The organism is Flectobacillus longus (assembly GCF_030056705.1).
Classification (GTDB): domain Bacteria; phylum Bacteroidota; class Bacteroidia; order Cytophagales; family Spirosomataceae; genus Flectobacillus; species Flectobacillus longus.
The window spans coordinates 114,293-133,852 of the sequence record NZ_JASHIC010000021.1; the positions used below are offsets into that span (position 1 = coordinate 114,293).

Annotated in this window: 13 protein-coding genes; 1 reads left to right on the top strand and 12 read right to left on the bottom strand. The window is 36.0% G+C overall.

Annotation, left to right across the window (positions count from 1 at the left end):
- Nucleotides 1-73: 73 nt before the first annotated feature.
- The 3 genes from QM491_RS16270 to QM491_RS16280 all read right to left on the bottom strand — a co-directional run bounded on the left by QM491_RS16270 (nt 74) and on the right by QM491_RS16280 (nt 2,074).
- Entirely contained in the window at nt 74-1,165 is a 1,092-nt protein-coding gene (locus QM491_RS16270) for a HEAT repeat domain-containing protein (RefSeq protein ID WP_283328587.1), read from the bottom strand.
- Between the two features lie 50 nt (nt 1,166-1,215).
- Entirely contained in the window at nt 1,216-1,581 is a 366-nt protein-coding gene (locus QM491_RS16275; protein ID WP_283328589.1) for a response regulator transcription factor, read from the bottom strand.
- Between the two features lie 118 nt (nt 1,582-1,699).
- The gene (locus tag QM491_RS16280) at nt 1,700-2,074 is read right to left on the bottom strand and encodes a hypothetical protein (protein ID WP_283328590.1); all 375 of its coding nucleotides are present in this window, start codon (nt 2,072-2,074) and stop codon (nt 1,700-1,702) included.
- Between the two features lie 261 nt (nt 2,075-2,335).
- Here QM491_RS16280 and QM491_RS16285 point away from each other — a divergent pair, with 261 nt between their 5' ends.
- The gene (locus QM491_RS16285) at nt 2,336-4,381 is read left to right on the top strand and encodes an LTA synthase family protein (protein ID WP_283328591.1); all 2,046 of its coding nucleotides are present in this window, start codon (nt 2,336-2,338) and stop codon (nt 4,379-4,381) included.
- 56 nt (nt 4,382-4,437) lie between these two features.
- On the opposite strand, the gene QM491_RS16290 is transcribed toward QM491_RS16285, so the two are convergent.
- The 9 genes from QM491_RS16290 to QM491_RS16330 form a co-directional block, all read right to left on the bottom strand.
- Nucleotides 4,438-4,854 carry a helix-turn-helix domain-containing protein gene (locus QM491_RS16290; protein WP_283328592.1) on the bottom strand — a complete coding sequence of 139 codons (417 nt, stop codon included), beginning with the start codon at nt 4,852-4,854 and terminating at the stop codon, nt 4,438-4,440.
- Nucleotides 4,855-4,938: 84 nt separating this feature from the next.
- The gene (locus QM491_RS16295; RefSeq protein ID WP_283328593.1) at nt 4,939-6,114 is read right to left on the bottom strand and encodes a hypothetical protein; all 1,176 of its coding nucleotides are present in this window, start codon (nt 6,112-6,114) and stop codon (nt 4,939-4,941) included.
- Nucleotides 6,115-6,119: 5 nt separating this feature from the next.
- Complete coding sequence (locus QM491_RS16300) at nt 6,120-7,382, bottom strand: YaiO family outer membrane beta-barrel protein (RefSeq protein ID WP_283328595.1); 1,263 nt, start codon at nt 7,380-7,382, stop codon at nt 6,120-6,122.
- Nucleotides 7,383-7,587: 205 nt separating this feature from the next.
- The gene (locus QM491_RS16305; RefSeq protein ID WP_283328596.1) at nt 7,588-9,912 is read right to left on the bottom strand and encodes a hypothetical protein; all 2,325 of its coding nucleotides are present in this window, start codon (nt 9,910-9,912) and stop codon (nt 7,588-7,590) included.
- Between the two features lie 420 nt (nt 9,913-10,332).
- The gene (locus tag QM491_RS16310; RefSeq protein WP_283328598.1) at nt 10,333-13,878 is read right to left on the bottom strand and encodes a BamA/TamA family outer membrane protein; all 3,546 of its coding nucleotides are present in this window, start codon (nt 13,876-13,878) and stop codon (nt 10,333-10,335) included.
- A gap of 86 nt (nt 13,879-13,964) precedes the next feature.
- Nucleotides 13,965-14,699, bottom strand: a complete 735-nt coding sequence (locus QM491_RS16315; RefSeq protein WP_283328599.1) for a phosphatase PAP2 family protein — start codon at nt 14,697-14,699, stop codon at nt 13,965-13,967.
- A 155-nt stretch (nt 14,700-14,854) separates the two neighbouring features.
- Nucleotides 14,855-16,039, bottom strand: coding sequence for a Pycsar system effector family protein (locus tag QM491_RS16320; RefSeq protein WP_283328601.1), 1,185 nt, complete (start codon nt 16,037-16,039; stop codon nt 14,855-14,857).
- Between the two features lie 19 nt (nt 16,040-16,058).
- On the bottom strand, nt 16,059-16,355 hold the full coding sequence (locus QM491_RS16325; RefSeq protein ID WP_283328603.1) for a DUF3817 domain-containing protein: 297 nt from the start codon (nt 16,353-16,355) through the stop codon (nt 16,059-16,061).
- Between the two features lie 116 nt (nt 16,356-16,471).
- Nucleotides 16,472-19,558, bottom strand: coding sequence for a PAS domain S-box protein (locus tag QM491_RS16330; RefSeq protein ID WP_283328604.1), 3,087 nt, complete (start codon nt 19,556-19,558; stop codon nt 16,472-16,474).
- Nucleotides 19,559-19,560 lie beyond the last annotated feature (2 nt).

Sequence of the window (19,560 nt, forward strand, 5' to 3'; positions counted from 1 at the left end):
AGATGTAAAAATCATCATACAATACAAAAACAAGCCAAATTGTATAAAGTAGGAGAAGAATGTTAGCATCCGTTTAAAATTTATTTAACACATGAATTGCCAGTTTTTTATCAGATTTATCTCCATTTGACTCAAGGTATGATAAAAACGACATACTATTAGAATTCATATTTTGAAGTGTTTCAGCGGCTTTTACTCGAATAGCTGGATACACATCTTTCAATTTTTTAAATATAAATGGAACATCATCATCGGTTCCATGTAAGGCTATATATTTTAAAATAGCAATTTTGACAGTTTCCTCTTCTGAAGCAAATCTTCGCTTAAGTTCATTCAAATGCTCATTGCCACCGCATTCTGCAAGATATTCAATAATGGCTGTTCTTACTTTTGGATTAGGATGTACCACAAAAGCTTTGGCATCCATATCCAAGTCAAGTTCCTGAAATATATTAGCTAATTTCAACCCCAATATTTTAAGAGTAACAGAGTCATGATTAATCAGTTTGCTCAGATTAGGGATTTGTTTGAACTGGCTTCTCTTTAGAAAACTAATAATCTCATACATTTCCCAATCAGAGAGAGGAAAGTGTATTTCAGAGAGAATATCTACTTGGTCACCCCCCATCGATATTTCTGCTTTGATAGCCACTAAACGAACAAATTGGTTTTGATGATCTAATAATTCGGTAAACATAGCCGAACTTTCTAAGGCCTTAATGGCCAAAAGGTCGTTAGTTGCGTTGACAAGCTTATACCATTTATACCTGAAGAATTCTTTTTTAATTTTTTTCTCAAAACCAAAAAAAGTATATAACTCTTTTATCTTTTTTTGATCATCGCCTAAAAGGACTTTATTGGCATTGAATATTTCTTCGTAGAGAATTTCTCTAAACAATTTAAATTTTAATTGAATATTGGAAAAATAGTTTGCAATTTCTTTGCTCATAAATTCTTGAATATTCAAGTCTTCTTCCATGAGCCAAGCTGTGATATATTGCTGAATTTTTTCTCTGATTTCTGCTCTACGCTTCGCACTTCTTTTGGCACTTATTTTTTCGCTCAATATACTTATCATAATCACCAAATCTACAACCAATAAGATTGCAGCAATGGCCAATATAACAAGTATAAGCCGCTGAATATGGGCGGGGATATTATTCATAAATTTTGAGAGAAAGGGCAATAAATTTTATCAAATCTATTTAGAAACACCTAAACGGAAGTTCCTAATAGTCTTTTAACACGAATGATTAGCTCGTTGAAACGAAACGGTTTTTCAACAAAATCATTAGCGCCAAGCTCCAATGAAGAAACGATTTTGTCTTCTACATTTGTACTAGATAATACAATAATTGGAGTTTGAGCGTCACGAGTTTTACGGATATGGAAAATCAGTTCATACCCTCCCGAAAACGGCATTTGTAAATCAGTAATTACAATATCAGGTTGAACCTCGTCATATAAATCAATAGCCTCTAAGCCATTTTGACAACCTGTCACATCAAAGCCTTCTCTACTAAATTTATCAACAAGTAATTTTAACAACAGGGATTCATCTTCGGCAATAAGAATTTTCATGATTGATCAAAATTGGGTCTAGTACAATACCCCTAGGTATCGTGAAACTAGGGTTAATATTTCTTTTAATTGTTACCGAATAATAATTTTATTCGATTTTACTTCATTGACAGTACTTCTATTGATAGCTTTTTAGCTTCTCATAGTCCTTTTGGATATGAAGTAAAATTTCCTGAAGCTCCGCAATCATTTTTTCTTGAGGAACAACAAACTCTTGGGTTTGAAGAAAGGATTGTTCGACTTTTTTACACTGTTTGCTAAACTCAACTTGCCCTACACAGCCCAGCATTGAACTCAACTTATGTAGTTTTTTGGCAAATCCTAACTTGTCACCACTAACAAAAGTATGATTCAAGTCAGACATTTCAGCAGGAATGTTGTTAAAAAAGTGCTCCACTATTTCAAGAAAATATGAAGCTTCGTTATCAAATAACTCTGCAATATATTCTCTATCGAAACTAGGGTGAAAAGGAAAGGATTCTAAGCTCATCATAATCAAACTTCACAAATAAGACAACAGTAAAAGTCATACGCTAAAATTGGAGAAGCGTTACTTTTACAGCATAAAAATCAGACTGTATCTTCAGCTATTTTACAAAGAAAATCAAAAAACCTATATTTGACTAGTGTAATTAACGAAGAATTAAAATTATCAACGCAAAAATCATTCCAAATAGGTTTTAATCAAATTTCGGTATTTTATTTGTAGCATAAAATTTAGATTTCATTTTTTTTGATAGAATTATAATTAAGCATGAGCGAATCAACAGAAAAAAGTAACTTCTCTGACCTTCAAAAGTCTGGATTGAACCAGTTTGGAAACATAGCTATTGGCTGGTTTCTAACTATTTTTATTATTCGTTTTATCGAATTATTTTATGGTAGTGTAACTCAAAATATTAACGATTCACTCATCTTTTTGTGGACAAGAGGTTTCTTATATGACCTTGTTTATTTCTCTAAGTCTATCGTCTTTTTAGGGCTGCTTCACCAAGCGTTACTTTTTCTTTCGACCAAGGTTGCTAAAATTGTTATTTGGGTAATTATCTCAAGCTTGACTTTATTGCATTTGTCTTTGATGCAATATTTTATGACTGCATTGGTACCATTGGGTGCTGACTTATACAGTTATTCTATCAACGATATTAAACAAACTGTTGGAGCTGCGGGTGTTCCTGTACTAGGCATTATTGGAATGATTGTGACGATTACTTTACAATTTTTTTTATTTCATATTTTGATTAAAAAGGCTCCTATACAACGTTTCATTATTCCGCTAGCTATTTGGGGTATCGCTTTTTCAATCTATTACTTTGACATAGAGTTACAAATACCAAGTCACCAATTCAACAACGAATTTGATAATTATTTGACTTATAACAAGTCCCTTTATTTTTCAAATTCATCCTATGATTATTTTGTTGCCACCGACAACGAGATAGATATTTATGCTGATAGTTATTTGGGTATCGGAGGTGCTTTACTTGGTGGAGATAACGAAATACTTAAGGTTAATTATTTGAACGAAAATACCTATCCTTTTTTGAGGATAGATTCCACTCAAGATGTACTAGGTAATTTTTTTAATAAATCCCCTAACAAACCCAATATTGTATTTTTGTTAGTAGAAGGTCTTGGTAGAGCTTTTACGGGTGAGGGTGCCTATTTGGGCAATTACACGCCATTTGTGGATTCTTTATCTCAAAAAAGTCTATACTGGAACAATTTTTTAAGTGAAGGTGGGCGTACATTTGCCGTTTTACCTTCTATTTTGGGTTCGCTCCCATTTGGAAAAAGTGGATTCAATGACTTAGGAAATAATATGCCTGTTAATAATTCACTAATTGGAATTTTGAAACGTGCAGGTTATCACACTGCTTTTTATTATGGAGGAGATAGTAAGTTTGATAACATGAAGTTATTCTTACAAAAACAAGGTATCGATCAAGTTAATGATGAACCTACTTTTGTGGGATCAGGGTACTTGAAGCTTCCCAAAATAGGCTCATTTACGTGGGGCTATGACGACAAAAGTTTATTTAAAAGATACTTTGATGTAAATGCCACCGAGACAACCAAACCTAGTTTTCAAGTTATCCTAACGGTATCAACGCACAGCCCATTTCTTATCAATAATCAAAGCGTTTATACTCAAAAATTATTGCAATATAGTCAGAGTCCAAAATCTAGAATGACTGCGTCACAGCAACAAAATGCCAAGGATTATACACAAATGCTTTCAACGGTGATTTATACTGACGAAGCCATTCGAGAGTTTTTTGAGCAATATAAGAAACGTAAGGATTTTGCCAATACAATCTTTATTATCACAGGCGACCACCGTATGCCAGAGATTCCGATGTCAACCAAAATTGACCGTTTCCATGTGCCATTAATCATTTATTCACCTTTATTGAAACGCCCTGTAAAATTTGAGTCTATTTCGACACACTTTGACATAACGCCAACTATTGCAGCCTTTATGAATAAAAACTATGGTGTTGCTAAACCACGGGTTACCAATTGGATTGGTACAGGTATTGATACTGTCAGACAGTTTAGGAATATACACTCGTATCCACTAATGATGACAAAGGCTCAGATGATTGATTTTATTTATGGCGACTATGTTTTGAATGGTACAGACTTGTATCAATTGGGACCAAATATGTCGATGACATTGAGTCCTGAAAAAGATGCTCAATCGGCTGTGAAGGCCAATTTTGATATTTTCAAACAGAAAAACGAAAAAATCCAAAAGGGTGCTAAATTACTGCCAGACTCAGTTCGTTTGAAATAGGCTTATTGTATAAAGGTTCTAAAACATATCCGTTTTAGAACCTTTATACAATAAGCCTATTTACTCAATCGATTTTTAACAAGCCTTTTCACCGTGTCAATACTCACAGAGATGTCTAGTTCTTGTAAAAGCCTTTTTTGTAAGGCTTTCAAATTAATTGATTCATCTTTGAGGGCTTCTTCAACTACCTCCAAATGCTGAGGATTCTCAAGTGATATGATTTGCTTTCGACCTTGTCCTTCTTTTCTGATCAAACCATTGAGTCCTTCCGACAACCATGCTTTCTTCCAATTAACAAATGTATTTTCACTGATATTCATGAACTTTGCCACATTTTTTTGGTTCATTCCAAAATCGTTTAGCAAAAGCCCCTGACAACGCATACGAACCTCTGGCTTCGGATGATACATCGAAGTTTCTTGTAAGAGCTTTTTTTCCGATTCAGAAAGTTTAAGTGCTTCTCTTTTTTGCATTTTAATCGTAAATCTAGCGTGATTTAGATACACCTCATTTTTCAAAGGATAACTTTACTGATTTTTTGCTAGATTTCCAAACCGTTACCTAATTTCCGCCTTTGATTGGACCTTTTCCTTATAGTAATCCTCTAAAATTTTACTTGTAAGGGGTTGATACACCTCCCAAAAGAAACTTTTTCGTTCAGAAACTGATTCATCATGCACCAACCAAGGTACGATATACTCAATCCACTTAAAATAGGTAGAAAACATTCCGATAGGGTTATCGCTAAAGTCTCCAGCAAAATAACTGAAGTGATAATCGTCTCCTTTATGAATAATTATAGCAGGAAATTTTGATGGAATTCCATAGCGTTGTAGCTCTTTTGCACCTTGGGTGTTGGCATATATCTGATGATATGCCATCACTTTATTCATTTGGGGGTTGTTTTTCAATACATCAAACCAGTAAGGGTATTTGATGCTTTCGGGCAAACCATAAATATTTTGACCTTCGTCTGTACTTACCATAAAAGGTACCTCGTTGGCAAGATGGGTTTCGTTTTCTAAGACTACCACTTGGTCTTTTTCAGAAACAAAAGCCACACCTGATTTTTTAAATGGCCACGCTCCCCTTTGTTTGATATAGTTACGAACCAACCATTTGGGTAGCTCAACATTTACTGTTGTATCAAGGGAATCGAAATATCGCCCTATCCAGCCTGTCCATTGAACTCCAAAATCATGTTCAAACTCCTCTCGAATATTAAGCGCTGTAGGCGAATTAATGTCATTAAATTCCATCATCACAAGCTTTTTCTGTTGCTTCATATTTTTGAGTAAAGTCAAATCTTGTTCAGACATTCCACCGTACAAAATTCCCGAACGTTCGGTTTGACTTTTTCCAGCAAACCATTCCTGACGATAAATCCCATAGGTATCTGTAAAAAATGCTACGTCAGAGTCTTTACTAAGTTGCTCCAACTGCGAACTCGAAAAGCGCTCTAAACCTTTTACTTGATACTTTTGGTCGTCTTTTGGAAAAAAACCAAAGTAGTCACTAATTTGATACAGTTTAGTGCTTGTTTTAGTAAAGCGTTTATGTTTTAGCATCCAAATTAAAGAGATATGCTCTTGCCCATCAGGTGTCAGCACTGTTTTATCGACGGTTGCTACCACCATTTTTCTTTTGGGAGTAAAACACCAAGCCAACCACATCCAAATCGGTGCTCCAACAATTATTAGTAGTACTAATTTAATCCAAGAAAATTTCTTCATTTTATCTAAAGCTTTCTGCGAATGCTAATGCCAATATCAAATTGATTCCCGTTGACTCTTTGACTTAAGTCTTCATTAAACCACGTTGCGCTGAGTCCCAGTGTTGTTTTGTCCTTGATTACTTTACTGTAGCCAAGATTTATTTTAAAGGTATTTAGCTTTTTTCCGCCTTCCAACAATACGTTACGACTTTCGTCGGGCGAAATCCCCGTGCCAATTCCTAAAGATAAGTAATCAAATGAACCACCAAAATAATATCGAGTTGTAAAGGTATAACTCTGTGAAATATCGCTATTGCTCGGCACTAAAAATGCTCGTAAGTTGAACCAATAATTACCTATATATTTACCAACCGAGCCTGTATAAATCCATGTTTCGTCCGAAAACTTCAAGTAACGGTAGCCAATCTCTCCTTCAAAGCTTTTGGGTAAGTTGGCATATAATGAAATACCGTTTCTAAAAGTAGGGAACACAGGTAAGTTGGGGGAATAGCCAAAATTGACATAAGAGTAAAAGGTTTTGCTAATGCGAGGATAGCCATCCACCTCAAACTGGATTCCGTCTTCGCCAAACCTCTTGGCATGTGTTACACGGCCAATAAACGACCCTACTTGCGAACCTCTGCTAATAGAAATACTTGTCAGATGCCAAGGTTGATCGTGTAATGAAGAATTGTAGTTTTTGTCAAAATAAAAAAAATCATACGACAAAGTCGCAAATACCTGTCTAGAATTATCTTGCATACGTGCCGCCAAAGTGCGGGCTTCTGTATTCTGAGGGTCACGTTTGATAATACCATTAACAATAGAAAGACCTTCATCAAATTTTTTCAAGTCTTTCAAGGCTTTCGCTTTTTTCAGTAATATCTCTGTATCGTTTGGATAATAACTGAGGGTTGTTTCGCAAATGGTGAGGGCTTCCTGCGGATGGTCGTTCCAATATTCTAAATCAATCATGGAACTAAGCGCTTCCTTATTCTTTGGATTGACAGACAATACTTGTCCAAGCTCGGCTCTAGCACTGTCTGTTTTATCTGTCCAAATATATATCCTCCCCAAAAACACTCTTATGTCTTGGTAATCAGGGCTTTTTTTGAGTGCCTGTTGGCAGTACGAAACGGCAAGGGGATAATTTTTTTGTTCAAATGCAGCGGTTCGAGCCAATTTGAATAGCTCGTCGGAATCAAGCGTAGGAGCTTGTGAGTAACTTTGAAAACAAAGACTCAATAAAGTAATGAATAATAAAAGAAATCTTGAGAGTAAATTCATAAAAGTAAGTTTTGAAATTGGGCAATAGTTCAAAAACTAGGTATGCTACGAAACCCAATCATAAACATTAGAAATCAGAAATATTGCAAAAAAGACACTTCGAATACTCTAGCAAATTTTATGCTATTATCATGATTTTTTAACGTTCAGGAAAATAAAATTACTGGCTTCCTAGCATATATCAAACATATTGCCAAAATCTTACCTAAACTTCTACTCTCAGTGCTTTGAGGCCATATACACCTTGCATTTCTTCTAATTCGAGGTGCTCAACCTTACCTGAAAGGATATTTTTACTCTGAAGGTATGTGATGTAGCTTACGTATTCTTCAGCATCTTTATGATTGGCGTACACCATAGCTATCTTGCCTGGCTGAGTCAAACGTTCTCCTGTATTTTTTACCAAAGCTTTATCGATACGCTTTTTCATAATCTCGTATCGCAGATTATAGGCTCCTTCAGTATCAAAACGGCGTTCGTCTTTTCTAAAGCTAATATCAATCGGATTACTGTGAATCAAAATCAATTGTGTGGTGTGTAAAGGAACTGGCAACTGTGGAATTAAATCCTCTGTCATTTTTACGACTTTAGCCATCGAAATCAATTGCCATAATCGTAAGTTTTTCAAATACAGCGGATTAAAAGGTTTGTTTGGAGCAATACTTTGTCCGATATAAATATTGTATTCGACACCATCCGTTTTATATTTTTCAAAATAGTTTGGATATGCTTCTTGTAAAATTTCTCTTTCTTCTTCCAAAAAATTATTAATCGTAGCATTGATTTTGGTCAAACTATCTTCAAAAGCATTCCGATGTGTAAAAATATGTTGATGAAAAGGCTCTGTTTTGGCAAAATAAGCGGCAATAGCTTCGCTAGATTTACCTTTTTCTCCTTGCAAATGTTTGAAAATTGGTTGTATTTCTTCTTCAAAATAGAAGTTGATATTCATTTCTTCATCGGGCAAAATACCCTCAGAAATTTTTTGGATAAAACCATCGTTTTTAAAACTCAATTCATCTAGTAAAGGCAACACAAATTCTTTTCGCAGTACCTCCAGTGTTTCATGAATCAACATAAGTTGCTCCATAAAATCTTGTTGTAAGGCTTTATTTCTTTCAATAGAAGAGTTACGAATGTCGATGGCTCCGTACAAAGGATATACTTTTTCGAATACTACATTGCCCATGGGCTGTTTGGTAGTGGCTCTATTTTTGAGATATTCCCAAGCTACTTCATTAAATTTCCACTCAACAGATGGTTGCAAAGACGTAAACTTTTGCTTTATTAATCGCTCAATTTTATCATCAAAATTCTTGATGTGATAGTCTAAAGCCTGTTCTAAAATTGGCAATACGCTATTGATTTTATTGAGTGATTCATGTGTCAGCTCAGATACACCCGAAGATGCTATTTCCAATACTCCAAGCATGCGGTCTTGCGACTGAATGGGATACATCAAATAGCTTTTGAATCCTTGCTCAATCAGATACCCTGCAATACTTGTTTCTTCGTTGAGTAAATTCGGAATAAAAACTACATGGGGATACTGTAAAAATTTGTCATAGGCTTTTTGAAATTCTTCATGATAAATACTCGAAACTGGGGGTGTGATAAACATCGTACCACGATGGTACTCATGAGCATTCACATAGGTATCGTTCAAGCGTAAATACGGAATAAGATTTACTTGAATATTGGCTGTTCCCAAGAGTACTTTAATGGTTTCGCTCAAGGCACTATAACTAGCTTCTTCTTTTTCTGAAGGCATTCTGAGAACAATGTTCTTCATTTCATGAAGGCAAGTCTCGGCAGTTACATCTTTTACTGTAATTAACCCAAATCCTTCAAATTCGAATTGACTGAGAGGTAATAATCTTTGAAGAGTTTCGAGGTCTATAATTTCATTTTTTCCATCACATACCAAGCCACTCTCTAGTTTTGGTAGAGGCTCCGTTCCGATGTAATTTACATCTAAAAAGCGTTTGTCGGGCTTGATAATGTAGTGTGTCAGCAATCCTGTTTTTTTATTGAAAAAGGAATAGGGCACTTCCTCATTCATGTCTACCTTGATACCATAGTATTTGCCCAAAATCCATTTGTAGGCGAGGTGCAATTTGGTACTATTGAGTTTTTGGATATGCTCTGGTTCTTTGACCAAAATTCTACCAGAATCTTTATCAATAAAGACATCTTCAAATGCCTCCGAATAGTAAAAAAAACGAATGTGAAATGGATAGCTAAGTGCAAAAATTTCTTTATCGTTTTCAGAAAGCAAAGGGAAAATAACGGTTTTGAGTAAACTTAAAACCTCTGGATATTTCTGTAAAAGTTGTGTATCATAAATGGGTTCTTGGAGTTCGGGATATTGTTCTAATTGATTCAATACTTCTTCATAAATCCTTTTAAGGATTCCTTCTGAAGACATAGCATACTCTTTCAATAGTCGAAAAAACGGACGAAAAGAAAGCTTTGTTGATACAAGCTCTTCGACTGTTAATAAGTCACATTCTGGTACTAGCGTGTTCATTGTTGTTGTTGCCTCTACGGCATTCCTTGCTGCGATTAATTAATTCTATCCCCACTAACTACTCTCCTGAATCACAAAATAGATATCCTTGGCGTGATATAACTCTAAGGTAATCAACATTTTACTATTACAAAACAATAAAAAATGTAATATTATCTTTTTATAACAATCATTTTCAAATTGGGCATACTGTCATTTATTGGCGAAAATAGACAGGCTTTTACTTTGACTTAATTGGTTTCGAGACGAGGGTATAAATGTATTGGTCGACAACATGTTAAAACTCAAATAAGTTGCTACAAATTAGGCCGACACCAATCTACTATTACACTTCAGTGGGTTTGATAGATTGAAAACAAATGTTAAGTCACAAAAAGTTTATTTCTTGAAAATATCTTGTAATGATTATAAAAAATATTGCTAGAAGAAAAAACCAAGCTTAAAACTAACCACTTCGTCCTCTGATGAACGCCCATAAGTCAAGGTCAACACTGCCATTTGGAACGGAGACAGCCAAATCCCACCACCATATCCATGATGCCATTTTTGAGATGTTTCGTCTGGATTCCATACTCTGCCAAGGTCATTAAACGCCAACACGCCAAGATGAGCAGGAAAAAGATATGACTTGAAAGAGAGCAATTTCAAACGTGCTTCTAGATTATGATAAAATGAGCTTCTTCCTGAAAAACGTGCACGACGAAATCCTCGGAGATTTGTTAATCCACCCAAAGTATTTGCTTGATAAAATTCATAATCTAACAAATTGATGCCCCCACCAATACGTGTAGCAAAGGACAAAACAGCAGGCAGTTTGAAGGTATGATAAAAAGCCAAATCGGTTTTGACATTTAGATAATCGTCTTTGTAGTTGTGTTCAAATGCTTTTTGAAAAGTTAGTTCCGTATTCCATTTCAATCCGCGAGTCGTCATAACTGGATTATTGCGAGTGTCGACTGTAACGCCTGTACGCACACCATAAAAATCTTGTTCTTCATAAACAGGAGAGCCTTTGGGAGCATATTCGGCAATGTATCGTTTGGCATTTTCCTTTACATTATAACCATTGAATACAAGTCCATAATATAGCTTGAGAGGTCCCCAATTATTGCTCAAAAGAATCGAGTTTTCGAGATTACTAAATTTAACTCTGTAATATTCAATACCTTTTGATTGGATATATTTAGACTCATTGCTGAAGCCAAAAAAGTTGTCTGTCAGCCCATCTTGTTGCAAGGTTATTTTTACTTCTAAATCCGTTTTACCTATCACATCAACAGCTTTTCCTACATAGTAAAGATTGAAAGCATTAGTTGAAAAAGCATAATTTCCTGACAAACTATGTTGCATACGGAAAGGCGATTTTCTAAAACCTTGCTGGGTATATTGTACTCCACCGCCAATAAATAATCCATCATCTGGGTTATAGGCTAACGAACCTAGTGGAGCCAATCTATCATACACAAACGCAAATCTGTCTAGATCATTGATATGTTTGTCGTTTTCGGTGGTATGATTAACGGTTTCATCTCCAGCCTGAATTGTTGTATTCTTCTTTTTATCATAAATAAGCGTTTTTCGTGCGCCTTTTTCAACTGCTGAACTATCGACGAAGGTATCTTTTCCTTTTCCTCCAATCAACCTTACTTTGATACCTTTATTTGATTTTCCATAGACATGAAACACATCTTCGCCATCCATTCCCCAGATGCGAATTTCCTTGGTATCTTTTGGGTCAAAAACTCTTTGATACAAAAGTGTTCCTTGTTTTCCTTTTTTAGTTTGGTCAAATAGCTTTACACTGGTATTGCCATCGGCAAGGCGCTCAATGTCGATAATTTCGTCTTTGTCCGAAGCCACAACATCTACTTCTTTCGCTAAAAATTTATAATACTCTGAAGCATAAGCCAATAAATCCTTTTTGCGTTGTTTAAGCTTAGCTGCTATTTCAGAGGTAAATGGGTCATTATTGGGTAGCTTTTTAATAGATTCATCAATCAGTGAATCCGAAATACTTTGTTGTAATAAGCTAGCTGTTTCTTGCCAATCTTGCTGCGATAATTGTGTCAAAAATGCTCTATCAACATATCTTGCATTGAAGTTGAATGTATTGACATCACGAATTTTATAATCAAAACCCTGTACTTTAGGCAATATCCATTTGCGAGATACAATCTTTGGTAAAAGTCCTTGACTTACAAAAAAAGCTTGGTCACGGTCGCGTGGAATAGCTTTAAAAATCGTGTGTTTTCCTTCGTCAAAAGCTGCCCAACGCCATTGATCATCATGACGATCCCAATCGCCAATGAGCATATCCAACAATCTAGCACGAAGCAAGGCTTTTTGGTCTACGACATTTTTGTTGTCTTGGTCAAGTTTATCAAAAAGCTTGAGGGTTGAATAGGTCTTTTTTGCTCCTGCAAAACCCTCATCTGGTCGCTCTTCAAACAAGGCTAATTGTCCTGCAAAAAGTCGTTGGTATGGTCCAAGAATTGTATCATTTGGTAATCGAACCAAACGTGGATTAGTGTGCAACACTCCTGCGGCTTCGGCCAATGAAGGAATCGTTAAGGCAGCAAATGGATGCGATGCTGAAATTTGGTCGCCTACAATATCAACAGTAAATTTGCTGCGAATTGCCTCAGGAACAGCACTTTCTGGATATTTCTCTATCGAGCGAGTTACGTATTGATTTTGGTCTTTACCTTCATAACGAAGCGATAGAGTTTGTTGTCCTCCCCCACGCTGAATTACTTTTAATCCCCCTTTTTCATGTGTCAAATCCAACACAGGTGCTTGTACAGGACTAGTCCAAATACTACGATAGTTTTTCCCCAAGAGCCACTCTTTGAATCTATTAGCCTTGAATTTAGGATTTGGAATAGCTTGTTGATTAGATTGTACAACTAATTCTTGGTAAGGTTTTTTCTTGAATTCTAATACTTTTTCATAAAGAAGCTGACCGTTGGCATCCCAGAAATAAATTTTGGAAGTACCATCAGACAACCAATCTAATTGTGCAAATCCTTTGGTAGCAGCAGCAAAATAAGAATCCGCACCTTTTTTGACAGGAGTCGTTTTGGAGCCAGCACCAGAAGTAATGTAGTAAAGCGAATCCTTTTCAATTAATTGAAGCGTATGTTCGTGTCCGTTGGCATAAACTACATTGGGATATTGTGACATGATACGTACCATTCCTGTTCGCATCTCTTTGTACACAGGATTAGGAATATCCTGAATATTACCAATCCAAGAACGATACAAAGGATAAATAGAACCTACAATCGGTAAAGGGATATTAAGTCCTAGCTCATTGAAAGGCAAAATATGAGATTTGAAAGGGTAATATCCACCATGCAAACTATACGAATACATGGGGTGGTGACCCGCTACCACTACCTTTTTATGTCGGTTACGATACAAAATATCGTCTAGGGAAGTCAAGAGCCCTGTCAGAGTTTTTACTTCACAATCAGAGTTTTCATCTGGTTTTTTCCAAGGATGTAAATACCATTGTGTATCCAACAAAACCAAAGTTTGATTATCAGAAAGGGATATTTCTTGAGGTGTTGGACAACCTCCTTTTGGGAAAAATACGGCTGGATTTTGAAGATATTCTGTTACAAATTTTTCTTGAGCAATAATTTCTGTCCACCCATTTTTTCCGCCTTGTTCCCAATCATGATTGCCAGGAATAATAAACCCCGTACCTGTATGAGATTTAATCACATCTAATTGCGCTTTCAGACGGTCTTCAGCGTTTTTTCTATCAGGGTGCTCTTCGTCGACCATGCCTTTAGGGTAAATATTATCCCCTAGAAAGACTACGGAGCTATTTTTTCCTTTTAGTTTTAATTTTTCAGAAAGTGATTTTAAAACGGCATCGTTACCATGCGTATCAGGTTCGCCTGCATCACCAATCAGAAATAAAGAAAAGTCAACTTTAGGTACAGGATTCTGCGCCAAAAGTTGAGTTGAAAAACATAGGAAGAGAAGTATGCAAAAAAAGCGAGTTTTCATCATAAAAATTGTCAAGCAGGAGTGTGCGTAAATCAGAATCCAATCGTCAGGTTTCCAGTAACAGCATAACCATTATACACTGGAACAAACGATACGTTGGAAGGTAATTTTGGAGCAATCTGTTTTTTTATCCAAGGATAAATAATATATGAAGCCTTGGCAGAAAGAATCCCAATACCTGCACCAACCAATACATCAGACAACCAGTGGCGGTTGTTTAACATTCGAAAAGTACCCGTAGCCGTGGCTACTGTATAGCCACCTATCGTGTACCAAACACTTTGATCACCATACTCGGTGGCCAAAACCGTTGCTCCAAAAAAAGCATTAGCAGTATGCCCAGAAGGAAACGAGTCATTACTTGAATCGTCTGGGCGAGTTGTATTAGTTATTTTTTTTAGCCCAAAAACAGTCCCCAACATAATACCTGTTCCCAAAACTATTATTCCACCTTTGTCGACAAAGGTATTTTTGCCTTTGACACCCACTAAACTCAAACCCATCGCAGTAGCTTGTGGCGCAAACTGTAAATAATCGTCGGCATGAGTCCTAAAACTAGATAGATATTTGGTATGCCATTCCTTTTGTTCAGCTTTGGTACTATTGTTTATAAACACCATTCCTGTACCAATCAAAATACCTGGTGCAATCATTTCTTTGGCAGTAATTAAAGGTTTTGAACTATCGGAAGTTTGCTTTTGGGCACAAGTAATTTTTGATAAAAAAAGAAAGCTGATAAACACCAGCCTAAAGGATTTTTTGAACATAGAAATGAAATTTTAGTCAATGGCAAGGTCAACTTGTTGTTAAACAGAATACTGAGCATTTAGCGTTGGGTTGTCAGCTATTCGCACAATTGCCTTTAAATATATTCAAACTTTGAGCTGTTTGAATTTAAAAAATTAACCCAAACACATGAACATTACTTATGTTTCTGTAATATGGCTGCTACCCCGAATGCCAAAATTGAGGCTACAAAACCATACATGAAAATGTTATAAGCAATACGTAATAGCTTATACTTTTTGCCAAGCACCTTCCCAAGGAAGTAAATATCGCGCGTCATGGAGGCATATAGAAACTCCGAGTCATTCATCATTTCCTTCATACCAGCCTGATAATCTTCTAATTCCATTTCATGAAAATTACCAAAAAACAACAAATTGGCACTACGATTAGCAATATCCTCTTTTGAAAATTTACCTTTAGTGACATTAGGAATAGTAGCCAAAACTGCAAAAACCGTAGCCAACAAACACACCGTTGTAATCATGATTGTAGGTACAATTAAATAGGCATTTTCTTCTAATTTCCGAATTAAGATACTGACAATCAAAGAAATAACAATCGTATTGACTGAAATCATGATATTTGCCTTGTTGTCGGCCATTGACGACAACTGAAAGTGATTGGCAGAGGTAGTTCTAAACATGGTTTCGATACCACGATCAGGGCGTTTTACTTTTGCTTCGGCCTCCTTTTCCTTTTCTTTCTCTTTATTTTCTTTTTTAGCTTGTTTCAATTCTTCTAATTTATCCTTGAGAAGACTTATATTTTTTTGTTTTCGAGGTTCCAAAACTTTCTTGCCATAAGCCGTAAAATAATGATGCTCTTCCATGAAAGTTAGCGTTTTCTTAAGCCAATCTTTCTCAGACAAAGACATTTTAGTAAAGCATATTTCGGTACGAAGATGTTCGGTTTTTTCTAAGAAATTTTCAGAAGCTAAATGCGACAAATCAGCATCGCACAAAATCATTTGCTTATGTGAATGTGGACTTTGAGGCATTCGGGTAGCTCCGATATAAGTCGAAACCTTCTCAATCTGCTTTTCTGTGCATTCAATTTTGGTAAGAAATTCCTGAGAAAGCGCAATACTATGTGTCTCATGGTCATCGAAACTCACAGAATACCCAATATCATGTAGCCAAGCCGCCATCAAGAGATTTTCGAGTGCCTTATCTTTAACACCTTCTTCTTGGGCGATTTCTTTGGTGGCTGCCACTACAGCTTCGGTATGTTGAGCATTGTGGTAACAAAACTGAGGCGGTAGTTGTGACAACACCGACTCAGCGTATTGTTGTACTAAATTAAGTTTTTCGGTATGCATAAAGGCAACTGCGACACGATTACAGTGTTTTTTTCAAGTAAAAAGTCCCAAAAGGAACTAAAGATAATAAGAATGCCAACATAGCTTTACGCAAGGTCATTCCTACTTGAATAATCATGGCTAAAATAATTGTCACAAAAGCGACAAATAGCACTCCATGAATAGTACCTCCAATTTTGACCATTTCGGGTTTATGCAAAATGTATTTGAAAGGCATTGCAATAAACAACAAAAACAAATAGCTGTAGCCTTCGATTTTTCCTATAATTAGGAACGCTCTGATAATATTAGCGGATAAGGAGTTTTTTTCTGACATAATTTAATTAAGCTTTTGTAAACGACTATCGAAATAGATGTTACAAAGTAAATTTAATGCTCTTGAGGGTACTTACATTTCTTCAACTCAATATTGAGAAATTTCGTTTCAAAAGCCTATGATTTAGCAAAATACACAATAAAAGTAGTGCCTTTGTCAACTTCACTTTGTACATCGATTTTTCCACCAAGTGCTCTAATTTGAGAACTTACTATATAAAGTCCTAATCCTTTGCTTTCTGGGTAATCATGAAAACGCTGATAAAGTCCAAAAATTTTACTTCGATGGCGCTTCAAGTCAATACCAATGCCATTATCGGCAAAATGTAGCTCTACGTAATTCGGTGTGTCTTTGGTAAACACCTGTATTTCAAGTGGTCGCTTCAATGAACGATATTTTAGGGCATTAGTTAATAAATTTAACAAAATACTCTCAAGATAAGAGGAATCGAAGCTGACTTTGCTCATGGCACTAAAATCTGTTTGCAATAAGGCATTTGCTTCCCTAATTTGATACCCGACTGAGGATTTAACCTTGTCGAATTCTGTATTCAAACACAAAGGTTTTTTCTCTAAATTCACCTGATTCTTAATTACCAAAACATTCAACAAATCATTGATAGTTTGATTGAGTAAGTGAGTAGACTCTTTAAATTTATCGAGTAATTCTAACGTCATTTCATCTCGAATTGAATCTGGCTCTACCAGCTCCAAAATACCCATTAGATTAGATAATGGTGCGCGCAAGTTATGTGAGGTAATAAAGGTAAATTGCTTTAAATCAGTATTACTATCTGTTAATTCTTTGATTAAAACTTCTCGCTCGGCTTCGGCTTTTTTACGTGCCGAAATATCTCTAAAAACCGATATTGCATGAGTGAAATCACCCTTGGCGTCGGGTACAGGCACCACTTCCAAACTTGCCCAAAATTCCTCTCCACTTTTACGATAAACAATAATTTCTACCTCTTCATGCATCCAGTTTTTGATGGCATCTTCAATTTTTGTAAGTGCCTCCAAATCTGTTTTTTCGCCAACAAGCATCAAGGTTGGATTCGCTTTGATTTCACTTGGGTCAAATCCAGAAAGTCTTAAAAAAGCAGCATTATAGTAAACCGCACGATGACATGCGTTTTCGACATTGGGCTCAGTAATTACAATGGCATCGTTACTATTGGTAATCACTGATTCACGCAAACGTAACTGTAATTCCTCTTCTTTTTGTTGAGTTACATCTCGTCCCGAAGCAAATATGAGTTTTTCGTCGGGCAAATAAGTAACCGACCAAGAAATCCAACGAACGCTTTGGTCTTTGGCAATAAAACGATTTTCCATTACCGAAACAGAAGCCTTTTCCTGAATACCACCAAGTACCTCAAGCGTTTTCTGTTTGTCATCTGTATGTACAAAATCCAATACATCATGCCCATTGATTTCATGGGTTTCATAGCCCAAAACACGTAAAAAAGCATTGTTGATTCTAACAAAAAAACCATCAAGCGTAGCAATACCCAGTAAATCATTGCTTAACAAGAAGAAGTGATTAAGCATTTCATCGGCATTTCGTTTTTCTATTTCAGCACCTAGTTGCTTACAAACTTCTCCCAGAAAAGTCAAGATACTGTCATCTACTTGATGATTGGCTTTACTAAAAAACACCATCCAACCAATATGCTTTTCGTCATAAATAATAGGGATAGAGATAGCCGAATGGACACCTATTTTGTCTGAAACATTGGTTCGTTGAAAATCTTTCATATCATGAAGATTATTCAACCAGATAGGGTTCAAACGATTATGTTTATCCTTATATACTGTTTGACTCAGATTTACTTCTTTGTGTAAAAAAGGCTCGACCATTTCTTGAAAATGCACAAATTCAGTAGTGTAACTATAGGTTTGTAGTCGGATATATTCCTTTTGATAGTCAGTCATCCAGATTTCTGCGTGCTCCCAGCCCAAGTAGTTTCGAATGGTTTCAAGACAAGCATTTAGCCCTTTGGTCAGAGACGAAGCATTACGAAATAACTCTAAGCCATGTACTAAAATACGTTTTTCCTCTTCGGCTCTTACTTTCTCAGTAACATCACGAATTAGCATTTGCATAGCCTTACGGCCTGCAAAATCGATAGGATAGGCCGTAACTTCAACAATGATTTTTTCGTAACCTGCTTTTAAATGTACCTGTAAAATACTATTTTTTAGTGTTAAAGACTCCCTCTGCATGGCTTTAGGACAGATATCTTCCATACACATTTCTAAAAACTCCTCTCGGTCATAACCATAATGCTGAATAGCGGCTGGGTTTACTTCCAAAAACTCCATAGTAGAACTATCATAAATCCACATCGGATTAGGATTATTATCAAAAATTTGACGATAGTTATATTCAGATATACGCAGTTTTTCTTGCGAAACTTTTCGCTCAGTTATATCCATCATAGTACCTAACATCCTTACAGGGGTACCATTGTCATCATAAATTACAGAACCTCGGTCATGTACATAAAAATACTCCCCCAAACCATTTTGAAAACGATATTCATACTCCCAAAATTTGTTACTTTGAGAAAGTAAATGGTTTTTGATAACAGTTTCTACCGCAATTATATCATCTGGATGGACTCTTTCACCCCAAAAACCAAAATCAGAAGTAAAAGATTTTTCCTCGTAGCCATGGGTATGTAAAAATGTATCTCCCGAACGAACGACTTCGTTATTAGCTAAATTGACATCCCAAACAACACCAATTGTGGCATTAGATACCATGGTATAGCGCTCATTACTTTGTTTTATTCTTTCAAGGTTACGCTTGCGCTCAATACTATAACGAATCGTTTTTGAGAGTAATTTGGACTCTAATTCACCTTTTATCAGATAATCTTGTGCTCCATTAATGATTGCTTCGGTGGTAGTTTGTGTATCTTCCATACCCGAAAGTACCACAATTGGAATATGAGCGGCCATTTTATTCAAATCTATAATTGACTGAATACCAATGCTATCAGGCAAAGACAAATCCAAGAATACTAAATCATAATCGTTATTAGCCAATGCTTGTTTAGCCTCGGCTACCGATATGACATTCCGAACCTCCTTTACGTCTAGCCCCGTATCGTGTAAATACTCCTCAAAAAGTATGTAATCTCCGAGGTTGTCTTCTACAACGAGTATCCTCAATTGTTGTGGTCTTATAGTAATCATGG

Excerpts from the sequence above, each read along its gene's own strand:
- QM491_RS16270 (WP_283328587.1), bottom strand. The coding sequence starts at position 1,165 with ATGAATAATATCCCCGCCCATATTCAGCGGCTTATACTTGTTATATTG.
- QM491_RS16275 (WP_283328589.1), bottom strand. The coding sequence starts at position 1,581 with ATGAAAATTCTTATTGCCGAAGATGAATCCCTGTTGTTAAAATTACTT.
- QM491_RS16280 (WP_283328590.1), bottom strand. The coding sequence starts at position 2,074 with ATGATGAGCTTAGAATCCTTTCCTTTTCACCCTAGTTTCGATAGAGAA.
- QM491_RS16285 (WP_283328591.1), top strand. The coding sequence starts at position 2,336 with ATGAGCGAATCAACAGAAAAAAGTAACTTCTCTGACCTTCAAAAGTCT.
- QM491_RS16290 (WP_283328592.1), bottom strand. The coding sequence starts at position 4,854 with ATGCAAAAAAGAGAAGCACTTAAACTTTCTGAATCGGAAAAAAAGCTC.
- QM491_RS16295 (WP_283328593.1), bottom strand. The coding sequence starts at position 6,114 with ATGAAGAAATTTTCTTGGATTAAATTAGTACTACTAATAATTGTTGGA.
- QM491_RS16300 (WP_283328595.1), bottom strand. The coding sequence starts at position 7,382 with ATGAATTTACTCTCAAGATTTCTTTTATTATTCATTACTTTATTGAGT.
- QM491_RS16305 (WP_283328596.1), bottom strand. The coding sequence starts at position 9,912 with ATGAACACGCTAGTACCAGAATGTGACTTATTAACAGTCGAAGAGCTT.
- QM491_RS16315 (WP_283328599.1), bottom strand. The coding sequence starts at position 14,699 with ATGTTCAAAAAATCCTTTAGGCTGGTGTTTATCAGCTTTCTTTTTTTA.
- QM491_RS16320 (WP_283328601.1), bottom strand. The coding sequence starts at position 16,039 with ATGCATACCGAAAAACTTAATTTAGTACAACAATACGCTGAGTCGGTG.
- QM491_RS16325 (WP_283328603.1), bottom strand. The coding sequence starts at position 16,355 with ATGTCAGAAAAAAACTCCTTATCCGCTAATATTATCAGAGCGTTCCTA.
- QM491_RS16330 (WP_283328604.1), bottom strand. The coding sequence starts at position 19,558 with ATGATTACTATAAGACCACAACAATTGAGGATACTCGTTGTAGAAGAC.